The organism is Kitasatospora sp. NPDC057904 (assembly GCF_042887925.1).
Taxonomy (GTDB): domain Bacteria; phylum Actinomycetota; class Actinomycetes; order Streptomycetales; family Streptomycetaceae; genus Kitasatospora.
In genome coordinates, this window is record NZ_JBHVOL010000003.1 from 356990 (window position 1) to 378396 (window position 21407).

Annotated in this window: 18 protein-coding genes; 7 read left to right on the plus strand and 11 right to left on the minus strand. The window is 74.0% G+C overall.

Features of this window, described 5'->3' with window-relative positions:
• The first annotated feature begins 22 nt into the window (after nucleotides 1-22).
• The 4 genes from ACFVSN_RS10375 (at nucleotide 23) to ACFVSN_RS10390 (ending at nucleotide 5826) form a co-directional block, all read left to right on the plus strand.
• Complete coding sequence (locus ACFVSN_RS10375; protein ID WP_387954488.1) at nucleotides 23-1519, plus strand: diaminobutyrate--2-oxoglutarate transaminase family protein; 1497 nt, start codon at nucleotides 23-25, stop codon at nucleotides 1517-1519.
• A gap of 152 nt (nucleotides 1520-1671) precedes the next feature.
• Nucleotides 1672-3135: a pyridoxal phosphate-dependent decarboxylase family protein gene (locus ACFVSN_RS10380; protein ID WP_380437349.1), complete on the plus strand. Its 1464-nt coding sequence runs from the start codon at nucleotides 1672-1674 to the stop codon at nucleotides 3133-3135.
• Nucleotides 3136-3649: 514 nt separating this feature from the next.
• The gene (locus tag ACFVSN_RS10385) at nucleotides 3650-4528 is read left to right on the plus strand and encodes a tRNA-dependent cyclodipeptide synthase (protein WP_387954490.1); all 879 of its coding nucleotides are present in this window, start codon (nucleotides 3650-3652) and stop codon (nucleotides 4526-4528) included.
• Nucleotides 4529-4572: 44 nt separating this feature from the next.
• Nucleotides 4573-5826, plus strand: a complete 1254-nt coding sequence (locus tag ACFVSN_RS10390) for a cytochrome P450 (RefSeq protein WP_387954492.1) — start codon at nucleotides 4573-4575, stop codon at nucleotides 5824-5826.
• A gap of 117 nt (nucleotides 5827-5943) precedes the next feature.
• Here the strand turns inward: ACFVSN_RS10390 and ACFVSN_RS10395 are convergent, their stop codons facing one another.
• The 10 genes from ACFVSN_RS10395 to ACFVSN_RS10440 form a co-directional block, all read right to left on the minus strand.
• Nucleotides 5944-6741 (minus strand): inositol monophosphatase family protein, encoded by a 798-nt coding sequence (locus ACFVSN_RS10395; protein ID WP_380437347.1) that lies wholly within the window; start codon nucleotides 6739-6741, stop codon nucleotides 5944-5946.
• A gap of 205 nt (nucleotides 6742-6946) precedes the next feature.
• On the minus strand, nucleotides 6947-8149 hold the full coding sequence (locus ACFVSN_RS10400; protein WP_387954494.1) for a type III PLP-dependent enzyme: 1203 nt from the start codon (nucleotides 8147-8149) through the stop codon (nucleotides 6947-6949).
• On the minus strand, nucleotides 8146-9852 hold the full coding sequence (locus ACFVSN_RS10405) for an IucA/IucC family protein (RefSeq protein ID WP_387954496.1): 1707 nt from the start codon (nucleotides 9850-9852) through the stop codon (nucleotides 8146-8148). The genes ACFVSN_RS10400 and ACFVSN_RS10405 overlap by 4 nt, the downstream gene beginning before the upstream one ends.
• A complete protein-coding gene (locus ACFVSN_RS10410; protein ID WP_380437245.1) occupies nucleotides 9849-11096 on the minus strand; it encodes an MFS transporter in 1248 nt (415 codons plus the stop codon). Before ACFVSN_RS10410 ends, ACFVSN_RS10405 begins: the two co-directional genes overlap by 4 nt.
• The gene (locus tag ACFVSN_RS10415) at nucleotides 11093-12808 is read right to left on the minus strand and encodes an IucA/IucC family protein (protein WP_387954498.1); all 1716 of its coding nucleotides are present in this window, start codon (nucleotides 12806-12808) and stop codon (nucleotides 11093-11095) included. The genes ACFVSN_RS10410 and ACFVSN_RS10415 overlap by 4 nt, the downstream gene beginning before the upstream one ends.
• Nucleotides 12805-14013, minus strand: a complete 1209-nt coding sequence (locus ACFVSN_RS10420; protein ID WP_387954500.1) for an acetyl-CoA carboxylase biotin carboxylase subunit family protein — start codon at nucleotides 14011-14013, stop codon at nucleotides 12805-12807. The genes ACFVSN_RS10415 and ACFVSN_RS10420 overlap by 4 nt, the downstream gene beginning before the upstream one ends.
• Before the next feature lie 301 nt (nucleotides 14014-14314).
• The gene (locus ACFVSN_RS10425; RefSeq protein ID WP_387954501.1) at nucleotides 14315-15313 is read right to left on the minus strand and encodes an ABC transporter substrate-binding protein; all 999 of its coding nucleotides are present in this window, start codon (nucleotides 15311-15313) and stop codon (nucleotides 14315-14317) included.
• 77 nt (nucleotides 15314-15390) lie between these two features.
• Nucleotides 15391-16344 (minus strand): ABC transporter ATP-binding protein, encoded by a 954-nt coding sequence (locus tag ACFVSN_RS10430; protein WP_387954503.1) that lies wholly within the window; start codon nucleotides 16342-16344, stop codon nucleotides 15391-15393.
• Entirely contained in the window at nucleotides 16344-17381 is a 1038-nt protein-coding gene (locus ACFVSN_RS10435) for a FecCD family ABC transporter permease (protein WP_387954504.1), read from the minus strand. Before ACFVSN_RS10435 ends, ACFVSN_RS10430 begins: the two co-directional genes overlap by 1 nt.
• Nucleotides 17378-18343, minus strand: coding sequence for a FecCD family ABC transporter permease (locus ACFVSN_RS10440; protein ID WP_380437345.1), 966 nt, complete (start codon nucleotides 18341-18343; stop codon nucleotides 17378-17380). The genes ACFVSN_RS10435 and ACFVSN_RS10440 overlap by 4 nt, the downstream gene beginning before the upstream one ends.
• Nucleotides 18344-18688: 345 nt before the next feature.
• Between ACFVSN_RS10440 and ACFVSN_RS10445 the strand changes: the two genes are divergently transcribed.
• Both ACFVSN_RS10445 and ACFVSN_RS10450 read left to right on the plus strand, forming a co-directional pair.
• Complete coding sequence (locus ACFVSN_RS10445; RefSeq protein WP_387954506.1) at nucleotides 18689-19513, plus strand: (2Fe-2S)-binding protein; 825 nt, start codon at nucleotides 18689-18691, stop codon at nucleotides 19511-19513.
• A gap of 93 nt (nucleotides 19514-19606) precedes the next feature.
• A complete protein-coding gene (locus ACFVSN_RS10450; RefSeq protein ID WP_380437231.1) occupies nucleotides 19607-20011 on the plus strand; it encodes a VOC family protein in 405 nt (134 codons plus the stop codon).
• Here ACFVSN_RS10450 and ACFVSN_RS10455 read toward each other — a convergent pair.
• Nucleotides 19972-20361 carry a DUF6191 domain-containing protein gene (locus tag ACFVSN_RS10455; protein WP_380437229.1) on the minus strand — a complete coding sequence of 130 codons (390 nt, stop codon included), beginning with the start codon at nucleotides 20359-20361 and terminating at the stop codon, nucleotides 19972-19974. The two genes, ACFVSN_RS10450 and ACFVSN_RS10455, sit on opposite strands and share 40 nt — an antisense overlap.
• 242 nt (nucleotides 20362-20603) lie before the next feature.
• Here ACFVSN_RS10455 and ACFVSN_RS10460 point away from each other — a divergent pair, with 242 nt between their 5' ends.
• On the plus strand, nucleotides 20604-21362 hold the full coding sequence (locus ACFVSN_RS10460) for a dienelactone hydrolase family protein (protein WP_380499893.1): 759 nt from the start codon (nucleotides 20604-20606) through the stop codon (nucleotides 21360-21362).
• Nucleotides 21363-21407: the final 45 nt, after the last annotated feature.

The following is a 21407-nucleotide window of genomic DNA, read 5'->3' on the forward strand; positions in this document are numbered from 1 at the left end:
TAACTTCTCCTGGGGGTATGTCTTGTCGCTCGCCGCCATTCCCGCCCAGGCGCCCGGCGAGGCCGTCCTGCGCCGCCAGCGCGTCCGCGAGTCCTCCGCCCGGACGTACGCCCGCTCGTTCCCGATCGTCCCCGTCCGGGCGAACGGCATGACCGTCGAGGGCGCGGACGGGCGGCGCTACCTCGATTGCCTCTCCGGCGCCGGGACGCTCGCCCTCGGGCACAACCACCCGGTGGTGCTGGAGGCGATCCGCCGCACCCTCGACAGCGGCGCGCCGCTGCACCTGCTCGACCTCGCCACCGCCGAGAAGGACGACTTCACCACGGCCCTGTTCGAGAGCCTGCCCCCGGAGTTCGCCGCCCGCGCCCGGGTGCACTTCTGCGGTCCGGCCGGGACGGACGCCGTCGAGGCCGCGCTCAAGCTGATGCAGACCGCCACCGGCCGCTCCGGTGCCCTCGCCTTCACCGGCGCCTACCACGGCATGACCGCCGGCGCCCTCGCCCTCACCGGCAACACCGCCGTCAAGGAGCCCCTGCCGAGCGGCGGGGACGTCGTCCGGCTGCCCTACCCGTACGGCTACCGCTGCCCGTTCGGTGTCGGTGGCGACGCGGGCGCCGACCTCTCCGCCACCTACGTCGAACGGCTGCTGGACGACCCGTCCGGCGGCGTCACCACCCCCGCCGCCATGGTCCTGGAAGCCGTCCAGGGCGAGGGCGGCGTCGTGCCCGCCCCCGACGGCTGGCTGCGCGCGATGCGCCGCATCACCGCCGAGCGCGGCATCCCGCTGATCGTCGACGAGGTGCAGACCGGCGTCGGCCGTACCGGGCGGATGTGGGCCGTGGAGCGCAGCGGCGTCGTCCCGGACGCCATGGTGCTCTCCAAGGCCATCGGCGGCAGCCTCCCGCTCGCCGTCGTCGTCTACCGCGAGGACTACGACGGCTGGCGGCCCGGCGCCCACACCGGCACCTTCCGCGGCAACACCCTCGCCATGGCCGCCGGTGCCGCCACCCTGCGGTACGTCGCCGCCCACGGCCTCGCCGAGCGCGCCGCCGTCGTCGGCGACCGACTGACGTCGCGGCTGCGCGACCTCGCCACCGAACTGCCCGCCATCGGCGACGTCCGCGGGCGCGGCCTGATGCTCGGCGTCGAACTCGTCGACGCCGCGGCCGAGCCCGACTCGTGCGGCGCGCGCCCGGCCGACCCGGCGTTCGCCGTCCGGGTCCGCGAGGCCTGCCTGGAACGCGGCCTGATCGTCGAACTCGGCGGGCGCCACGACGCCGTCCTGCGGCTGCTCCCGCCGCTCACCATCACGGACGAACAGGCTGCCGCCGTGTTCGACCGGCTCGCCGACGCGATCGCCTCGGTGAGTTCGGTGAGTTCGGTGAGTTCGACGCCCTCGTCCGCTGCGGCGGGATCGGCGGGATCGGCCGGTGTGAGCGGGTCGGCGGGATCGCCGGCGTCGGGCCGGGACGATGCGGTGGCGGCCCGGGGCGCCGAGAGCGTACGGGAGGGCAGGTGACCGGCGCGGGGGCCGGCTCCGGGCCCGCGCACGACCGGGAACCGGGAGACGAGAGCGGGTACGGGCCCGAGCCCGAGCGCGGGCGCGGGTCTCGGCGCGACGGCGACTCCGGCCGCGAGACCGACCACGAACTCCCCGACGCGGCATCCCCGTTGGACGCCCTCGCGGGCGGCGCCGGCGGACCGGGCGCGCTCGGCCCCCTGCTCGCCACCGTTCTCGACGCCCTCGACGCCGGCACCGGCCTGCGCGCCGGCCCGCTCCCCGCCGGAAGCCCCGCCGAGCTCACCGCCCTCGTCGCCGACGGCCTCTCCGGCGCCCACGGCCGCGGCGCCCTCGCCCGCCTCACCGAACTCCTCGCCTACGGCGCCGCCGACCCGGCCGACCCCGCCTGCGCCGCCCACCTGCACTGCCCGCCACTCGCCGTCGCGGCCGCCGCCGACCTCGCCGTCAGCGCCCTCAACCCCTCCCAGGACTCCTGGGACCAGGCCCCCGCCGCCACCGCCGTCGAAACCGCGATCCTCGCCGAACTCGCCGCCCTCGTCGGCTACGACCCCGCCCGCGCCGCGGGCGTCCTCACCTCCGGCGGCACCGAGTCCAATCTCATGGGCCTCATGCTGGCCCGCGACCAACGCCTCGACGGCATCGTCGAGTTGGACGGCATCCCGGCCGGCGCCAGCCCGCGCATCATCGCCTCCCAGGCCGCCCACTTCTCCGTTCAACGCGCCGCCGCCCTGCTCGGCCTCGGCGAGCGGTCGGTCGTCGCCGTCCCCGTCGACCGCCAACTCCGCATGGAGCCCGAAGCGCTGGAACGCGCCCTGGCCGAGACCGCCTGGGCCGGACACACCCCGATCGCCGTCGTCGCGACCGCCGGCACCACCGACACCGGCGCGATCGACCCGCTGCACGCCGCAGCCGACCTCGCCGCACGCTACGGCTCCTGGCTGCACGTCGACGCCGCGTACGGCGGCGGCGCCCTCCTCTCCGACCGCCTCGCCCCGCTCCTCGACGGCATCGCCCGAGCCGACTCCGTCTCCCTCGACTGGCACAAGCTCGGCTGGCAACCCGCCGCCGCCGGCGTCTTCCTGGTCCGCCGCGCCGAGACCTACGTCTCCCTCGCCCGCCGCGCCGAGTACCTCAACCCCGTCGACGACGAACACGCCGGCTACCCCAGCCTCCTCGGCCGCTCGCTGCGCACCACCCGCCGCGCCGACGCCTTCAAGATCGCCGTCACGCTGCGCACCCTCGGCCGGGACGGGCTCGGCCGGCTCGTCGACGCCTGCCACGACCTCGCCCGCACCGCCGCCGAGGTCGTCCGCGCCGAACCGTCCCTGGAACTCCACGGCGAGCCCGTCCTCACGACCGTCCTGTTCCGCTTCCGCCCGCGCGGCCTCACGGACGGCGAGGCGGTCGACGAACTCAACGGGCAGCTACGCCGGTTGCTGCTGCGCACCGGACGGGCCGTGGTCGGCCGCACCGAACTGCCGGGGGAGGGCCCCGGGAGGGTCCGGCTGAAACTGACGCTCCTCAACCCGCACACCACGCCGGGGGAGGTCGGCGCCCTGTTGCGCGAGGTGGTCAAGGCGGGCCGCAAGGTGGCCGGGGAACGGGCCGGCTAGGGCGCCGGGGAACCGGCCGGCTGGATCACCGGGAAACCGGTCGGCCGAGGGCGGGCGCTCCGGGCCGGCCGAGTCGGCCGACTCGGCCGGCCCGGTGGGGCCGAGGGGGCGGCGATTCCAAAACAAATCCCTTTTACCGTCGCCGCGTTGGAGGAAGGCACACTGGTGTGAGAGGCTGTCCCGGCGATATTCGCCCGCCTCCGCCATATCTTCGTGGACACACTCCGGATGGCTGTACAGGCTGATTTCGGCCGACCGCTGATCACATTTCGCCAACCCCTGTGCAGGGCTTGCGGAGATCCCGAACGGCGGCGGTAACTTCGGGTGGTCGCCGCCCCACCATGCGCACACGGCATCTCGGGTCAGGCCGCCTGACCAGGCGCGCATCCTCCACTGCGACGGGTCCACCCGCACCTAGGGGTGAACTCCGCCTACCCGCCGTGCACTTCTGTGAATCGCGGTAATTCCCCCTGAAGACAGTCCTGTGACGATCGCTGTGAAGCGGAGGCAAGGCATGCGTGAATCCCTCCTGGACGAAGCCCCGATAACCGCCGGAGCCGGTGGGTGCCCGGCCGGATTCCCGGCCCCGTACGAGGCGCTGCCGTACTCATCCCGGTGCCGTGAGATCTGGCGCCGCGGAGAGCACCTGCTCATCGGCGTCAGCCCGGGCAACAGCTATTTCAGCCACCGCCGGATCACCGAACTCCTCGGGTGGGGGCGTCAGTTCTTCGAGCGGACCGACATCGTCTACGCCGACCTGCACGTCAGCGCCCAGTTCGAGTCCTTCGGCTACACCCCCGAACACGCTGGCCGCCGCGCCCTGAAAGAGGTCAAGGCGACGGCTCGGCGGATCGAGCGCGGGGTCGAGGAGGCCGGGCGCCGGGACGACGTCCGGGTGCATGCCCTCTCCTCCTTCGCCGGCGACCCCGTGTACCGGCGGCTGCACGGGCAGATCGTCGAGGCCCTCCACGCCGACCGGGTCTTCCGCGACGCCGCCGAGGGCATGGCCCGCGGTTTCCTGGCGGCCCGACTGGACGAGGGCCTCGCGCCCAGCGAGCCCCAACTCGCCGCCGGAATCCAGTACATCGCCGCCGAGCTGCCGTTCTTCCTGGACACCCCGGCCCTGCTGGGGGTGCCCTCGTCCGTCACCTGCTACCACATGCAACTCCCGCTCACCCCCGTCCTGTTCGGCCGGGACGAGGGCCTGCGCGCCGTGCCCGGCCAGGGCTACGCGGTGATCCGCCCGGCCGCGACGCGGACCGGCACCGCGTCCGCGGCCCCGTCCGAGGTCCCGTCCGAGGTCCCGTCCGAGATCGGGTCCGACATCGGGTCCGATGTCGTGCCCAGTGCCTCGCTCGACGCCGAGCCCGCGCTGCCCGCACGCGCCGCCTGACCGATCCCAAGCCGCTCGAACCATCTCTCCGAGGAGCCACACCCATGACCGTCACCGACCCGGTGACCACCGAGCCCGCCACGTCGAACGGCGCACCGCAGGGCGGCACGTGCCCGTACGCCGAGTTCCCGCTCCCGCGCCGGGGGGACGTCCTCCCGGCGGAGGTGGCCGTACTGCGCGAGGAGCGGCCGATCGCCAAGGTCCGTACCCTGACCGGCGATCCCGCCTGGCTGGTCAGCAGTCACGCGCTCGCCAAGCAGGTGCTGGAGGACGAGCGGTTCAGTCTCAAGGACACCGCCAACCCCGGCGTCCCGCGCCAGTACGCGCTGACCATCCCGCCCGAGGTCGTCAACAACATGGGCAACATCAACAGCGCCGGGCTGCGCAACGCCGTCATGAAGACGCTCTCCCCGCGCGCCGACCGCGAACTCGACGGCTGGCTCAGGGCCGAGGCCCACCGGCTGATCGACGGGCTCGTCGCCCAGGGCGCCCCCGGCGAACTCCGGGACGGCTTCACCGAGCCCTACTCCGCGGCCCTGCACTGCCGCCTCCTCGGCATCCCCACCGACGACTGGCGGCGGCTGATGGCCGGCATCGACGTCGCCTTCATCACCAGCCCGACGCCGTTCGCGGGCGCGACTCCCAACTGGTACAAGGACCTCGGCTACATGGTCGGGCAGCTCAACGCGGACCCGGAGCCGACGGAGGGCCTGCTCGGACGGTTCGCCGAACTGCGCCGCTCCCCGGACGTGTCGGACCGTGTCAGCGACGAACTGCTCGCCACCGTCGCGCTGTCGCTGTTCGGCGCGGGTGCCGTCTCGACGTCGTCCTTCCTGCTCAACGCGATCGTCTACCTGTGCGAGCAGCCCGAACTCGCCGACCGGCTGCGGGCCGAGCCCGCGCTGATCGGAGCCGCGGTGGACGAGCTGCTGCGGGTCAACCTGTCGATCGGCGATGCCCTGCCGCGTCTCGCGCTCGACGACGTTCAGGTGGGCGACGTGATGGTGAAGGCCGGCGAGTTGGTACTCGTGCTGGTCGAGGGTGCCAACTACGACCCGGCGGTCTTCCCCGACCCGGAGCGGATCGACTTCGGCCGGACGAGCAACCCGCACCTCGCGTTCGGGGCGGGCCGCCACTTCTGCCCGGCCTCGGCACTCGGCCGCACGCACGCCGAGATCGCGATCACGGCGCTCGTCGAGCGCCTGCCCGCCCTGCGGCTCGCCCTTCCGGCCGAGCAGTTGGCGTGGCGGCCGGGGTTCATCAAGCGGCTGCCGGAGCGGCTTCCGGTCGTGTGGTGACCGGTCGTGTCGTGACCAGTCGTGTCGTGACCGGTCGTGCGGTGACCGGTCTCCGGCGGCCTGCCGGCCGTCCTCGGCGGCTGTCGGAGGGGGAGGAGGGAGAGGCCGTGGAGGGGCTCAGTCGGCCATGAGGATGCCGCGGGCCAGCTCCCAGGTCTCCGGGTCGGCGGCGACCAGCAGGCCGTCCTCGCAGCCGGGGGCCTCGGGGCGGTAGGTGCTGCCGTCCATGCGGGCGGCGACGCCGCCGGCCTCGGCGAGGAGCAGGCCGCCGGGGGCATGGTCCCAGGGGAGCGTGCGCCAGTAGAAGACGAAGTCGGTGTGGCCGTCGGCGACGTCGGGGTACTCGATGCCGGCGGCGTTGCGGCCGGGGGAGAGCTCGCCGAAGGCGGCGGCGTTGGCTTCGAGGCGGCGGCGGTGGTCGGGGTCGAGGAAACGGCTCTTCACGATGCCGCGCAGCTTGGCGGGGTCGTGGGGGGCCGGTGCGCGGGTGAGGCGGGCGTCGTCGCGCCAGGCGCCGGCGCCCAGTTCGGCGCGGTAGGCGGTGGCGGTGGACGGCTGCCAGATCCAGGAGGCGACGGTCCGGCCGCTGCGGACGAGGGAGCACATGACGGCGTAGTCGGGGCGGCCCGCGACGAAGTTGGAGGTGCCGTCGACGGGGTCCACCAGCCAGACGGCGGGCTCGGAGTGCAGGGCGTGGGCGAGCGAGGGGTCGGCGGCGACGGCCTCCTCGCCGACCACGGGGACGGGCAGGAGCTCGCGCAGCCGCCGTTCGATGATCGCCTCGGCCTCGCGGTCGGCGACCGTCACGATCTCGCCGGGAGCCTTCTCCATCACCTCGCCGGCCGCAAGCGCGCGGAAACGCGGCTCCACCGCCTCGGCCGAAGCCTCGGCGAGAATCTCCGCCACCTTGTCCATCAGCACGTCCGCGCTCCCTTCGCTGGTTACCACTTTCGCACGACCGTGCGGGGGTGACCTGCGGGGGTGACGACTGACAGCTGACAGATAACAGATTTCAAAATCTGTTATCTGTCAGCTGTCATCCGTTCGCCGTCGGTCGTCATCCGCCGGCGCCTCGGCGCAGCACGTCGGTCCGGGGCGGCGGGAGGCCTCGCGGCGTCGGTCAGTCGCCCAGGTAGTGGAAGCCCGGGTGGGGGTGCATCAGGAACTCGTGGTGCGAGATGTTCCACGCGTACGCGCCCGCCATCGCGAACAGCACCCGGTCCGCCGACCGCAGGCCGTCGGCGCCCTCGGCGGCGCGCGCGAGGACGTCCTTCGGGGTGCAGAGCTGGCCGGCCAGCGTGGCCCGGCCGGTCTTCACCGCGGGACGCGGCCACGGGTGCGGCCACGCCTCCACCGCCAGGACCTCGAACGGCTGCGAGTGTCCGCGCGTGGCCGGGGTCCGCAGGTGGTGGGTGCCGCCGCGGACGACCGCGAAGTCCTCGCCGTGGCTGGCCTTCACGTCCAGCACCTCGGTCGCGTACCAGCCGCAGTACGCCGTGAGCGCGCGTCCGGGCTCGATCCGCAGGGTCAGCCCGGGGTGGGCGTCGAGCAGCTTGGCGAGCCCTTCGCCGAAGGCGGTCCAGTCGAAGCGGTGGCCCGGATCGTCGTAGTCGACGGCCATGCCGCCGCCGACGTTGACCTCGTCCAGCGGGAAGCCGTGCCGCTCGGCCAGAGCGGCCGACCATTCCACGATCCCTTCCGCGAGGGCGAGTTGGTCCGCTGCGGCCAGGCCGCTGGCGAGGTGGGCGTGCACCCCGCGCAGCCGCAGCCGCCGTCCGATCGGGCCGTCGCCGGTGAGGAGGCGGACGCATTCCTCGGCGCGGTCCGGGTCGAGTCCGAACGGTGTCGGCCGTCCGCCCATCGCGAGCGCCACGGCGTCCAACGTGGCCGTCCCGACCGGGAGGTTGACGCGTAGCAGCACGTCGACCACCGTGCCGGGCCGGTCCGCGAGGACGGCGGCCAGGCGGTGGAGCTCCTGCTCGCTCTCGACGTGCCAGCGGTGTACGCCCGCGTCGACCGCGGCCACGATTTCGGCGGGGGTCTTTCCGGGCCCGCCGAAGGCGAGGGGAGCGCCGGGTACGGCTGCCCGCACGTGCGCCAACTCACCTCCGCTGGACACCTCGTAGCCGTCGACGGCCTCGCGCAGCGCGACCAGTACCGGAGCCTCCGGGTTGGCCTTGGCGGCGTAGTACAGCTCGACCCGCTCCGGCAGCGCGGCCCGCACGGCAGCGGCGTGGTCGCGCAGCGCGGCCAGGTCGTAGACGTAGGCGGGCAGTTCGTCGGGGCCGAGTTCGGCGACGTGCCGGCGGACGGACTCGGTCATCGGGCGCTCCCAACTGGGACGGTGAGGGGCATCCGGGCGGCCTCCGCGAGTACGGACCCGGCGAGCGGCGACGGCAGTCGGACGTATCCGGCCTCGCGGTCGGCCTTGCGCTCCCAGCGGGTCAGCAGGTTGGCCTTTGCGGGCAGCGGGACGCCGGCGAGGAGCGCGCGCAGGCGCGGCGGGCGGCCGTGGGCGGCCGCGTACTCCTCCAGGGTGTCCCGGACCGTCTGCCAGAGGGCGCCCTCCAGCTCCGGGTGGCGGTCGGCGAGCGCGGCGAGCAGTTCGGCGACGTGGTTGACCAGGAGGCAGTAGACGACCCGGTCCCAGCCGCGTTCGGCGTCGTACGTCATCGGTCCGGCGACCTCGGGCGGCAGTGCCGCGAGCAGGGCGGCGTTCTGCTCGGGGACGAGCTTGGTGCCCTCCAGGTCGCGGAAGAGCACCTGGGTCGGGTGACCGGCGGCGTCGACGCCGATGAGGACGTTCTGCAGGTGCGGTTCGAGGACGACGCCGTGGTCGAAGTAGGCGGCCAGCACCGGCGGGATGAGCAGTCGCAGATAGGCGCGCCACCAGTCGAGGGCCTCGTGTCCGTCCGAACTGTCGTCCAGCAGACGGGAGATGTGCGCGGAGCTCGTCGGGTGTTCGTCGGCGACGGCCGCCGCGAGCAGCGGCGTGACGCCGGGCCGCAGCACGCCGCCGAGGCCCTCGCGGACGATGAGTCCGAAGCCCTCGAACAGCGACTGGTCCGGCCGGCCGTCCGCCCCGGGCAACGCCAGCGTGCGGTAGGCGGGTTCGCGCAGCATCGCGGCGTCGGGGAAGCGCCGGGCGAGGTCGGCGAGCGCGGGGGCGAGCACCTGGGTGAGCGTGACCGCGCCGGTCAGCTCGTACGCGGCGTTCTTGCGCAGGCAGTTGGTGATCCGGACGTTGAGACTGAACTTGAGGAACGCGTCCGCGCCGTAGAGGGTGCGCACCGAGGCGGTGGCGGCGAACTCCTCGCCGCGCGGGCCGAGGTCGAGAACGTCGCCGCTGGCGAGGGCACCGCGCAACAGCGGGTGATCGCCGATGAGTTGGTACTGCCACGGGTGGGCGGGCAGCAGGCGGTACCCGGCCGGCACCTCGCCGAGCCCGTCGAGCAGGGCGGTCGAGGCGGCGTCGAGCGAGTGTCCGGCCAGCAGTTCCTCGCGGACGGCCAGGTGGCGCAGCCGGAACGCCGCGCGCGACTCCGGGGCGTAGTCGCGCCAGTCGCCCCGGGCGGCCGAGCGGGACTTGGGCGCCGGGTGGAAGCGGTGCCCGAACAGCAGGGCCTGCTCGGAGTCGAGGTAGCGGTCCCGTCCAGCGGCCGGCCTGTCCGCCAGGCCCGTGCGCACGCCTTCGTGGCTGGAGGCGACCTGGTCGGTGAACTCCTCGTTCACCGTGCCGGTGCGCAGTTCGAGTTCGCCCTGGACGTGTTCGGCGAGCTCGCGCCAGTCCAACTCTTCCCAGCCGCCGGAGCGTTCGATCTCGACGGGGCCGTTGAAGCGGTGCGCGCCGAGCAGGGAGGTTCGGCGTAGGGCGGCCCGCAGGAGGACGCCGCGGCGGGGGAGGCGGATCTGGAGACGGTTGTCGGTGACGGCGGTCTGGTGCTCGGGGGCGGAGACCTCGCGCAGCAGGCAGTTGAGCAGGGTGTGGGCCACCGCGTCGTCGGCGGTGGGCAGTTCGTGGGTCATCGGCGACTCCAGCGCTGGCGGGCGGACGGGACGGTGAGTGCGGTGGCCGCGAGGGCGGCGAGCAGGGCGGCGGCGGTGCCGGCGACCACGGGAGCGGCGGCGCCGAAACGGTCGTTGGCCAGCGCGGCGACGGCGCCGGCGGCGACTGCGCCGCCCTTGGAGACGAGTTCGAGGGTGCCGAACATCCGGCCGGGCTGGCGGCCCTTGGCGGCTCCGGCGGCCAGGACGGCGAGGCTGACCAGGCCGAGTGTGAGCCCGGCGCCGAGCAGGAGCCGCACGGCGACGAACACCGGCAGTGAGTAGGCGACGGCGTGTCCGGCGAGGCCGACGGTCACACAGGCGAAGCCGAGCGCGATCCCGGTGTGCGGACGGGCGTGGAAAAGGGTGTGGGTGTGGGCCGCGAACACCAGGTAGCACAGGTGCGGCAGGGCGAAGAGCACGCCGGTGGTGATGCCCGAGACGCCCGGCAGGCGTTGCTGGGCCAGCGTGATCAGGTAGGGGAAGGAAATGACGGTGGCGAAGACGAAGGTGAACTCGAAGGCGTAGAGCGGCCGGAGGGAGACCGGCGCGCTGTGTCCGGCCGAGGTCTCGCTCGCCGGGGCGTCGGTGGTGACCACCTCGGCCCGGCGGGCGGCCTTGGGCTCGGGCAGCCGCAACAGCAACAGGGCCGCTGCGAGCGGGAGTACGGCCATCACCAGGTACTGGCGGTGCGGGTCGATCCACGGGGACAGCGCGCCGACCAGGATCGGGGCGGCCACGAGTGCCGCTCGCGCGCTGCCCTGCATCAGGGTGAGCGCCCGGGAGAGCCGGGGGCCGTCGAGCGCGGCGGCGAGGTAGCCGTTGGTGGCCGCGAAGGTGCCGCCGAGGAAGCCCTGGAGGACGAGCGCGACGGTGAACGCGGGCAGGCTGTCGGCCGCACCGGCGAGCAGGAACGAGACGGTGAGCCCGAGTTGGGCGCGCAGCAGCAGACGCTTGCGGCCGAACCGGTCGGCCAGTCGGCCCCACAGCGGGGCGCCGAGTGCGCTGAACACGGTCGGCACGATGTAGAGCACGCCGGCCCACCGGGCCTGCGCGTCGCCGAGCGTGGGCAGGATCGCGGTCAGGTAGGGCGGCAGGCCGAGCGCGGCGAAGGAGGCGACGAAGTAGCAGGCCGCGACGGCGTGCACCTGACGGCGGCCGAGCCCGTCGGAGCGGTCGGCCTCGACGGGCCTCCGCTGCGGCAGTGCCTCCACGTCCGCGGTCATCGCGGGAGGCCGTTCACCAGGAGGTAGTTGGGGCCGCTCGTGTAGTGCTTGTTGATGTCGGCGGCGCCCGAGCGCTGCTTGGTGAGCAGGGTGCCCGCGGTGACCATGGCCTTGACCGGCAGCCGTTCGGCGTCCAGCAGGCTCGTGCGCAGCGGCGCGCCCACCGGTCCGAGGCGGTCGACGGCTTCCGCGAGGCGCTTGCGCAACAGGGCGAGCGTGTCCCCGAGTTCGGCGCGGCCGTGGTCGGCGAGGCCGAAGGCGAGGGAGGCGGTGCAGAGGTGGCCGGTGATGGTGGCGAAGAGGTCGGTCAGCGCCCGGTCGTCCTCGCCGAAGATCCGTGCGTCGTCGAACTCCTCGGCACCGGGAGCGAGTTCGCCGATCTTGGCCGTCAGGCGGCCGGTGTGGACACGCGGGCCGTCGTCGTCCTTGTAGAGGAGGCGCAGGCCGTCCTGGTCGAGGATGAGGGAGGTGTTCTGCTGGTGCGACTCCAGCGCGATGCCGTAGCCGAACAGCGTGGTCTGCCAGTCGAACAGCAGCTCCAGCAGGTCGTCGTAGAGGGCGACCGGGTCGCCGCCGTAGAAGCGGTCGGCGAGGTGGTCGATGACGAGCCGGCCGCCGGGCGCGGGTGCCAGCAGCGAGGCGAGCGGGACCGTGACGGCCTGGTCGAGCCCGGCCGGGTAGCGGCGCAGCAGTACGGCGAGCAGTTCGTGCCCGGCGTGGGCGTAGGTCTGCTCGTCGGCGTGCAGGATCCGGCCCGTGAAGCGCGGTTCGCGGGCCAGCACGGCCTCGATCAGGCGCTGCCCGGCGGCGCCGTCGACCAGGGTGCCGGGCTTGATGGTGCGGCGGTTGAGCCGGCCCAGGCTGGCGGTGGCGAGCGGGAGCTTGAGGTGGCAGGCGGGGTCGTCGGCGACGGCGACGGTGCGCATGGAGAGCGTGGGCACGACGGTCAGGTACGGGCGGTCGGCGAGGATCGCGCGGCCGGCCAGGCCGGTGGCCGCGAGCGCCTCGTCGAGCGGGGCGCCGACGGTGAGCGGGTGCACGGGCAGGGTGGTCCAGCCGTCGCCGGGGCAGGCGTCGCCGAGGCCGAGCCAGGCCGGGGTGGGCCACCAGCTGGGGAGCGGCGCGGCGCCGTGGGCGGTGACGGCGTCGGTGGGCACGGCCAGCCAGCGCAGCTCGAAGGCTGGGTGGAACTCCGGTGAGAAGGCGCGCAGTTCGGCCTCGCCGAGACCGGCCCGACCGCGTGCGGTCGGGTAGACCGGGTGGTCGAGGTAGGCGGCGAGGGTGTCGTGGCCGAGGCTCGCGGCGGCGCCGTTCCAGGCGGCCGGGTCGGCGCCGTAGAGGTCGGTGAGCCGCGCGTGCACCTCGGGTCGGACCTGCTCGTGCAGTTCCATGGTGATGAGGGTCTGGCGGCATTCCTCGGCGAGGGCCGTCCAGCCGGGCCGGTCCTCGGGGTCGGCCAGCTCGGTGAGGTTCGCCACGATGGCGTCCAGGTCGGTGAGTTGGCGATCGGCGAGGTCCACGAGGGGTAGGCGCGCCGCGTACTCGGACTGGAAGCCCTCGGGGGCGACGGGCACGGCGAGCGTGGCGTCGGCGAGGACGAGCCAGGAGCCGTCCGCCCGGTGTTCGACCGTGCCGCGGGTGCGGAGGCCGAGGACGTCCTCGCGGACGAGGGCGGAGAGCACGCGAAGGGTGAGCTGCTCGGCGGCGGTCACGGGGTGATCTCCCAGCGGTTGGCGGCGAGGAAACGGGCGACGGCGGCGTCGACGGCGCCCTGGTCCTCGCCGATGGCCCAGATGACGCCCAGGTAGTCGCGGTTGGTGCGGTAGTGCTCGTGGCGCTCGCCGAGCGGGCGCAACGGGCGGTAGGCGAGCCGGACGCCGTCGCGCTCCTCGTCGTACGGGGCGGGGGCGGTGGTGAGGACGCCGGCGCGGTCGGCGCAGACCACCTCGTTGCGGGCGCGGCGCGGGGTCGCGGCGCACAGATCCGCGAGGTCGGAGGGGAGTTCGCGGCCGAGGTGGACGCTCAGGATGTGCTCGAAGAGCGGGATCCCGAGGATCTCGGCGAGCATGAGGTCGCACTGGTCGCCGATGGCACGGTAGTTGACCTCGATGATCCGGGCGCGGCCGTCCGGCTGGACGACGAACTCGGTGTGGCAGGCGCCGAGTCCGACGCCGAGTGCGTCGAGCTGGGCGAGGACCTGGGCGACGACGGCCGCGGGGTGGGCGGGGACGAACTCCAGGACCTCCTCGATGAAGTCCGGGGGAGGTGAGAGCCGGGTGCGGAAGCCGCCGAGGGCGTGGCGGGTGCGGCCGTCGCCGAGCGTCTCCAGGGTGCAGAGGCGTCCGTCCAGGAACTCTTCGACGACCAGCGTGGCGCCGGTCCTGCGGTGCTGGATCTCCTTGCAGCGCAGGGCGAGTTCGGCGGCGTCGGCGACGAGCGTGACGTCCTCGCTGGCGACTCCCTCGCGCGGCTTGACGACGCACGGGAACGGCGGGTCCAGCTCGGCCGGGTCCTGGCCGGGGTCCAGCTCGGCGGACCAGACGGTGTCCTGGCCGGTGAGGGCGAGGTGGCGGCGCAGCTGGCCCTTGTCCTTGGCCCGCAGTGCGGCCTTCCAGTCCTTGGCCGGGAGGCCGAAGTACTGGGCGGCGAGGGCCGTTTGGGTCTGGAGGTGATCGCTGTTGCTGAACACCGCGTCCGGCGCGTGGTGGCGGGAGATCAGGCTGACCACGGCGCGGAAGTCCCGGACGTCGCAGTCCAGCACCTCGGGGGCGGCGAACGGCAGGGAGGCGTAGGCCCGCCGGTGGGGCTCGGCGCAGTCGGTGAGCACGGTCACGTCGAGCCCGAGCCGGGCGGCGGCGGGCAGGAAACCGGCGGTGACCGAGTCGGTGGGATTGAGGGCGAGCAGGTAGAGCCGCATGGCGTGGAGGTCCTCGCTGGGGTGGTCGCGGGCGAGTGGCGGCGGACGGGTGGCGGCGGGCGGGTGGCGGCGGGCGGGTGGAGGGGCGCCTGAGGGGCGACGACGGACGGCGAACAGATGACAGATAACAGATTTCGAAATCTGTTATCTGTTCGCTGTCATCTGTCACTCCGCCCCTGTTCGCCGTCCCCCGTCCCCCGCCCGCTGCCGGCAGTCCGGCAGTCCGGCAGTCCGGGAGTCCGGGAGTCCGGGATGTCCCGGCAGTCCGGCCGGCCCCGCTGCCGGGGCCGGCCGCCGTCGGCTACTTCGGGGCCTCGACGCCCGCGGCCTTGGCGATGTCGACGAGCATGGCGTCGGCGGCCTGGACGCCGATGCCGGACATCCAGGTCTCGTCCGGGACGGTGAACACCTTGTTGTTCTTCACCGCGTTGAGGCCCTGCCAGACCGGGGTCTGCTGGACCTCGCTCTCCTTGGTCTTCGACGGGTCGTCGGCCGTCGTGACGAACACCAGGTCCGCGTCGGCCTGGTTGATCTGCTCGGCGCTGACCTCGACGATGTTCTTGTCGACGTCCTGCGAGGCCGGGCGGGCCAGGCCGACGTCCTTGAGCACGACGCCGCTGTAGGAGGCCTTCGCGTACAGGCGGGTCGGTCCGGCCACGAAGCGGACCACGGACGCGGTCGGCATCGTGCCGCCGTTCTTCGCCTTGATCTCCTCGCCGAGCTTGGCGGCCCGCGCCTGGTAGTCGGCGAGCGCCTTCTTCGCCTCGTCCTCCTTGCCGAGGGCCTGGGCGTAGAGGGCGAGGTTCTCCTTCCACGGGAAGCCGGTGGTCTCGGCGAGGACGGTCGGCGCGATCGCGTTCAGCTGGTCGTAGACCTTGGCGTGGCGGACCTTGGAGGACAGGATCAGGTCGGGCTTGAGGGAGGCGATCAGCTCCAGGTTCGGCTCGTTCATCGGGCCGACGTCCTTGGTGTCCTTGATCTTGTCCTTGAGGTAGTTCGGGAAGCCGCCCTCGGTCTTCATGTGCGGGGAGACGGCGCCGACCGGCGTGATGCCGAGCAGGGTGACGTCGTCGAGCTCGCCGCTGTCCAGGACCACGACGCGCTTGGGCTGGCTCTTGATCTCGGCGGTGCCGGCCGCGTGCTTGACGCTGCGCGGGAAGCCCGCGGCGGTGCCGGCGGAGGCGGACGAGGAGGCGGAGTCGCCGCCCGCCTTGGCGCCGTCCCCGTTGCTGCCGCAGGCGGCGAGCAGCGCGGTGGAGAGCGTGGCGGCGAGGATGACGGCGGGCAGTCGGCGGTTCATCGGAATCCTTGGATCGGGTCGAGCGGAGAGCGGGGGACGAAGAGGGCGGAAGGGGAGGAGGAAGAGGAAAAGGGAGGTCAGACCGCAGCCGAGGCACGAGCACGAGTGCGAGCGCGCTCCCGCGCCCGCGGCACGACGAGCGGCGTGCCCGTCTCCGGGTCGGGCACCACCCGGCACGGCACCTGGAAGACGGCCTCCACCAGCTCGGCCGTCAGCACCTCCGACGGTGCCCCGGCGGCCGCGAGCCGCCCGTCCTTGAGGACGACGAGGTGGTCGGCGTACCGGGCGGCCTGCCCGAGGTCGTGCAGCACCATGACCACGGTCCGCCCGGCCTCCTCGTGCAGGTCGGCGACGAGGTCGAGGACGTCGAGCTGGTGGCGCAGGTCGAGGAAGGTGGTCGGTTCGTCGAGGAGCAGGAGGTCGGTGTCCTGGGCGAGCGCGAGCGCGATCCAGGCGCGCTGGCGCTGCCCGCCGCTGAGCCGGTCGACCTGCTGGTCGCGCAGTTCGGCGGTGCCGGTGCGGGCGAGGGCGTCCTCGACGGCGGCCTGGTCGGCCCTGGACCACGGGCTCAGCATCCGCTGGTGCGGGTAGCGGCCGAGCCGCACCAGCGACTCGACGGTGATCGCCTCGGGCGTGACCGGCTGCTGCGGCAGGAGGCCGAGCCGCTTGGCGAGAGCCCGGGACGGCATCCGGTGGATGTCGGAGCCGTCGAGGGTGACGGTCCCGGCGGCCGGGTCGAGGAGACGGACGAGTCCGCGCAGCAGCGTGGACTTGCCGCACGCGTTGGGGCCGACGATCGCGGTGACCGCGCCGCCGGGCAGTTCGAGGTCGAGCCCGTCGACGATCACGCGGTCGCCGTAGCGCAGGCCGAGCCCGTGGGTGGCGAGGCGGTTCGTGCCGCCGGCGGTCGCATCCACGCCTGTCCTCTCCACGCCTGTCCTCTCCGCGCCTGTGCTCTCCACGGCCGTCTTCTCCACGTCTGTCTCCACCACGGCCGTCTTCTCGGCGAGGGGCGTCTCGGGGGCGGTCATCAGCTGCTCCTCTGGGGAAGCCGGCCCTGGCGGATCATCAGCACCAGGAGCCAGGGCGCGCCGAGGGTGGCGGTGACGGCACCGACCGGCAGGCCGTGGACGGGGATCACGTGGAGCACGAGGAGGTCGGCGCCGAGCAGCAGGACGGCGCCGGTGAGGGCGGTGAGTCCGAGCGTGCCGAGGGTGGGCGGCCCGGCGAGCAGCCGGACCAGGTGCGGGACGGCGAGGGCGACGAAGGCGACCGGCCCGGTGAGGGCGGCGGCGAGCGAGGCGAGGGTGATGGTGAGCAGCAGCAGCCACATCCGGTCACGGCCGGGGTTGAGCCCGAGGCCGCCGGCGGAGTCGTCGCCGAGGTCGAGGACGGCCACGCGGCGCTGGCAGAGCACGACAGCGGCGGCGGTGAGTCCGATGGCGGTGCCGCCGATCGAGACCTCGGTCCAGGTGCGGCCGTAGAGGGAGCCGGTGGTCCACTGCATCGCGGAGGAGGCGAGTTCGGCCGGGAACCGTACGATCATCAGGTTCACGGCGGCGGCGAGGCCCTGCTGGACCGCCAGGCCGACCAGGACCAGACGGGTCACGGCCATCTTGGAGCGCCACGCGAAGCCGCCGAGGAGGAGCGCGGCGAGCAGTCCGCCGCCGAGCGCGGCGAGCGGGATCAGCTGCTGCGAGGCGCCGGTGGCGAGCATGAGCACCGCGCCGAAGGAGGCGCCGCCGGTGACGCCGATGGTGTCGGGGGAGGCCAGCGGGTTGCGGAAGAGGCGCTGGAGCATCGAGCCGGCCATGGCCAGCCCGGCGCCCGCGATCAGCGCGGACACGACGCGCGGCGCCCGGAACTCCTGCACGACGAGGACGTCCCTGGGCGTGCCCTGGCCGACGAGGGCGCGCAGCGCGTCCCAGGCGGAGATGCCGACCTGCCCGGTGCCGAGGGCGATGCCCGTCAGGAGCACGAGCAGGGCGGCGGCCAGCACCGACCAGGCGGCGGTGCGGACGCGGTGGCGGGTGAGCGCGCCCGTCGGGGCGGCGGCGATCGCGGTCACCGGGCCACCTTCCGTGCCAGCACCGCGAGCAGCGGCGCGCCGAGGAAGGCGGTGACGATGCCGACCTCGATCTCGGACGGGCGGACCACGAGCCGCCCGAGCACGTCGGCGGCGAGCAGCAGCAGCGGACCGGCGATCAGGCAGCCGGGCAGCAGCCAGCGGTGGTCGTTGCCGAGGAGCGGGCGGACGAGGTGCGGGGCGGCCAGTCCGATGAACGCCACCGGTCCGGCGACGGCGACCGCGCCGCCCGCCAGCAGGACGACGGCGAGCCCGCCGGCGACCCGGATCCGGGCCACCGGCACGCCGAGCGACTGGGCCGCCTCGTCGCCGAGGGCCAGCGCGTTGAGCGCGGGGGAGATCGCGAACGCGCCGAGCAGGCCGACCGCGAGGAAGGGCAGGACGGGGGTGAGGGTGTCCAGCTGCCGTCCGGCGATCGAGCCGGCCAGCCAGAACCGGGCCTCGTCGAGCGTGCGGTGACTGGCCAGCATCAGCGCCGAGGTCCACGAGGTGAGCACGACGGTGAGCACCGTGCCGCCGAGCGCGAGCCGGACCGGGTCGAGGTCGCCGCCGCGGCGGGACATCGCGTACGCGGCGACGGCGGCGACGGCCGCGCCGGCCAAGGCGAACCAGACGTACTGGGCGGGCCGGGCGAGGTCGAGGGTGTAGATCGCGGCGACGACGGCGAGGCTCGCGCCCGCGTTGATGCCGAGGGTGACCGGCGAGGCCAGCGGGTTGCGGGTGACGCCCTGGGCGACGGCCCCGGCCACGCCGAGCGCCGCCCCGACCGCGAGCCCGATGAGGGTGCGCGGGACCCGAAGACCCGTCACCACGTCGGCGTCACCGCCGTGGGCCGTGCCGGTCAGGGCGTCGGCCACGGTGGACAGCGGGATGGAGCGCGAGCCGAGCGCGAGGCTCAGCGCGGCGCACAGCACGAGCGCGCACAGGCCCGCCGCCAGCAGCAGGGGCTGCCGGAGCGCAGGGCGCCGGGGCGTCGCGGGGGCCGCGGAAGCCGGCGGATCGGTTCTCAACACGGGTCGACATCTTAGGTTAGCTTTGCCTAAGTTCGTCAACCGTTGACAAATCGGACATGTCGCGCGCCGGGTGCCGTGCGGGTGCGGTGGAGTGAGGCGGGGCGCTGCTCGGGCGGGTGTGTCACGGGCGGTTTGAAAGTCTGTAAGGTGAGCCTCACCTTATCCCATCTCGGGAAGCAGAGCTCGGGAGTTTCGATGATCCCCGGACCACCCATGCCCGCGGCCGCGCCCGCGTCGGCGATGCCGCCCGCGTCGCCCGTGTCGCCTGTCCTGCCCGTGTCGCCTGTGCTGCCGACGCCGCCCGTTCCGCCGGCAGCGCCCGCGTCCGCGCTGTTCGCGGACTACCGGCGCCTGCGCGACCTCTGCCCCGCGCTCGTCCTGCGCGTACTCGGTCCGGCCGACCCCGACCCGTCCGCGGCCGACGGCTGGTACTCCGGCGCCCAACTGGCCTGCGACGAGTCGGCCCTGGCCGCTGCGCTGGCCGGCGAGGAGGCCCGCACCGCCGACCGCCACGGCCGCGCCGCCCGGCCGCACGTCACCGCGTCACGTCTGCTGCACCACTACGTGTGGTCCGCCTGCCTGCTCATCGCCGGCCCCTGGCACCTCGCCCGGCGCGTCCCGGCCGTCGACCCCGCTGACCTCTGGTTGCACGCCCCCACCGGGGACCTCGCGCTGCGCCCGCGCGGCCACGTCGGCCGTCCCGGCGGTCCGCTCGGCGAGGACGAGCTGCGGGCCGAGCTGCGCGCCGCCGTCGTCGCCCACGCCGAACCGCTGGTCGCCGCCTTCGCCGAGCCCACCCGCCGACGGGACCGCGCGCTGTGGGGGATGGTCACGGACGACCTGGCCTCCGCGATCTGGTACCTCGGCAGGATGCTCGACGAGGAGGACGCGGCGGTCGCCGCCGCCGGGGCCGTCCTGCCCGGCGGCACGCTCCCGCTCCCCGGCGCGGCCGACTTCCGCCGTCTGCGCACCCCCGACGGCCAGTGCCACCCGACCCGGACGCGACTCGGCTGCTGCCTCTACTACGCCGTCGCGCCGGACGCGCTCGCCTGCCTGACCTGTCCGCGCACCTCCGACGAGGAGCGGGTGTCGCGGCTCTGACGGTCCGTGGCCCGGCGCCCGCGGCCGGGGGAGACTTGGTGCCCCAATCGGTGCTCCGACGGGCTGTCAGTGTCGGCTGCTAGGTTCACCCGCATGATCATCGATGCGACGACGCGGGTGCGGATCGCCCGCCCCTCCCGGGACCTCGTGGCGGCCGAGCGCTTCTACGTCGGCGGCCTCGGCCTCGACGTGCTCTGGCGCACCACCGAGCGCGTCCCCGGCGAACACGACCTGCTGATGGTCGGCCCGCCGGGCGGAGGCTGGCACTTCGAGCTCACCCACGACCCGGAACACCCGCTGGAACCGGCCCCGACCGTCGACGACCTGTTCGTCGTCTACCTCGGCGCGCCCGTGGACGACGGCCTCGTCGCCCGGCTGGAGGCCGCCGGCGGCACCCGGGTCACGTCCAACAACCCCTACTGGGACGCGCACGGCGTGACGATATCCGACCCGGACGGCTACCGGCTCGTGCTCTGCTCCCGCACCTGGGGCGCCTGACCGGCCGGCCGGTCCCCGTCCGGAGGCGTCGGCGTGGCCGGGAGTACCGCCACGCCCGCCTCCAGGTCCACGCCGAAGTTCGGCGGCGCTCCGGCGTGCTCGTCGTCGCGCAGCACCAATTGCTCCCGGCGCTGCTCGATCTGCACCTGCTTGCCGGAGCTGAAGAGCGCGTGCAGTTCCTCCATCACGCCGCCGCCCAGGCCGAACCCGCCGCCACTCCCACTCCCGGCAGCGCCCCCGGCACCGGACTTCGAGCCGCGCCGGGGCGACGCCTCGTCCCGGATCTGCAGCGCCGCGAGCAGCAGCAGTCCCACGATCGCGGCCACCACCGCCGCCGTTCCCACGATCATCCCCATGACGGTCTCAACGTTCCCCGGTCGTACGGTCGTTCCCTCCGTGCGACCCGCCATCCGCGACCTGTGGCGCGCCGCCCGTGATCCTCGGCCCGGACGGCCGAAGCGGAGCCGGTGGCAGGGCAGGCGCATAACTCGCGGGCCAAACCCCGGCCCACGGGCTACCCTGCCGCCCGACGTCGAGAGGCGGCCCAACCGGTGCGACAACCGGACCGGCAGGCAGAACAGAGAGCGAGCACATGACCGTGCGCGGCACCACCGTGGAGATCCCGACGGCGGACGGCGTCGCCGACGCCTACTTCGTCCACCCCGACGACGCACTGGCCCACCCGGCCGTCATCGTCCACATGGACGCCTTCGGACTCCGGCCCCACCTGATGGCCCTGGCCGACCGGCTCGCCGAGGCCGGGTACGCCGTCCTCGTCCCCAACGCCTACTACCGGCACGGGCGCGCGCCGGTCATCGACTACGCCGAGGTCATCGACCCGGACAACGACCCGGCCCTCTTCGACAAGATCGTCCCGCTGCTCAACACCCTCACCCCCGAGGTGAACCGGCGCGACGCCGACGCCTACCTGGCCTGGCTGGACGAGTCCCCGCTCGTCAAGGACGGCCCCGTCGGGCTGACCGGCTACTGCCGGGGTGCGGTGCACGCGCTGCGCATGGCCGCCACCCACCCGGACCGGGTCGCCGCCGCGGCCGGTTTCCACGGCGGGAACCTCGCGCGCGAGACGCCGGACAGCCCGCACCTCGGCGCCCACCTGATCACCGCCGAGCTGTACTTCGGCCACGCCGACGACGACCCGTCGCTGCCGCCCGAGCAGATCGCCCGCCTCGCCGAGGCGCTCGCCGAGGCCGGCGTCCGCTTCCGCGCCGAGGTGTACCGGGGCGCCCTGCACGGCTACACGCAGGCCGACACCACGCGCTACGACGAGGCCGCCGACGCCCGGCACTGGACCGCGCTGCTCAAGCTGCTGAAGCGCACGCTTCCCGCCTGACGCCGCCTGACGCCGCCTCTTGGCGCCGTCTGATCCTGCCTGGCA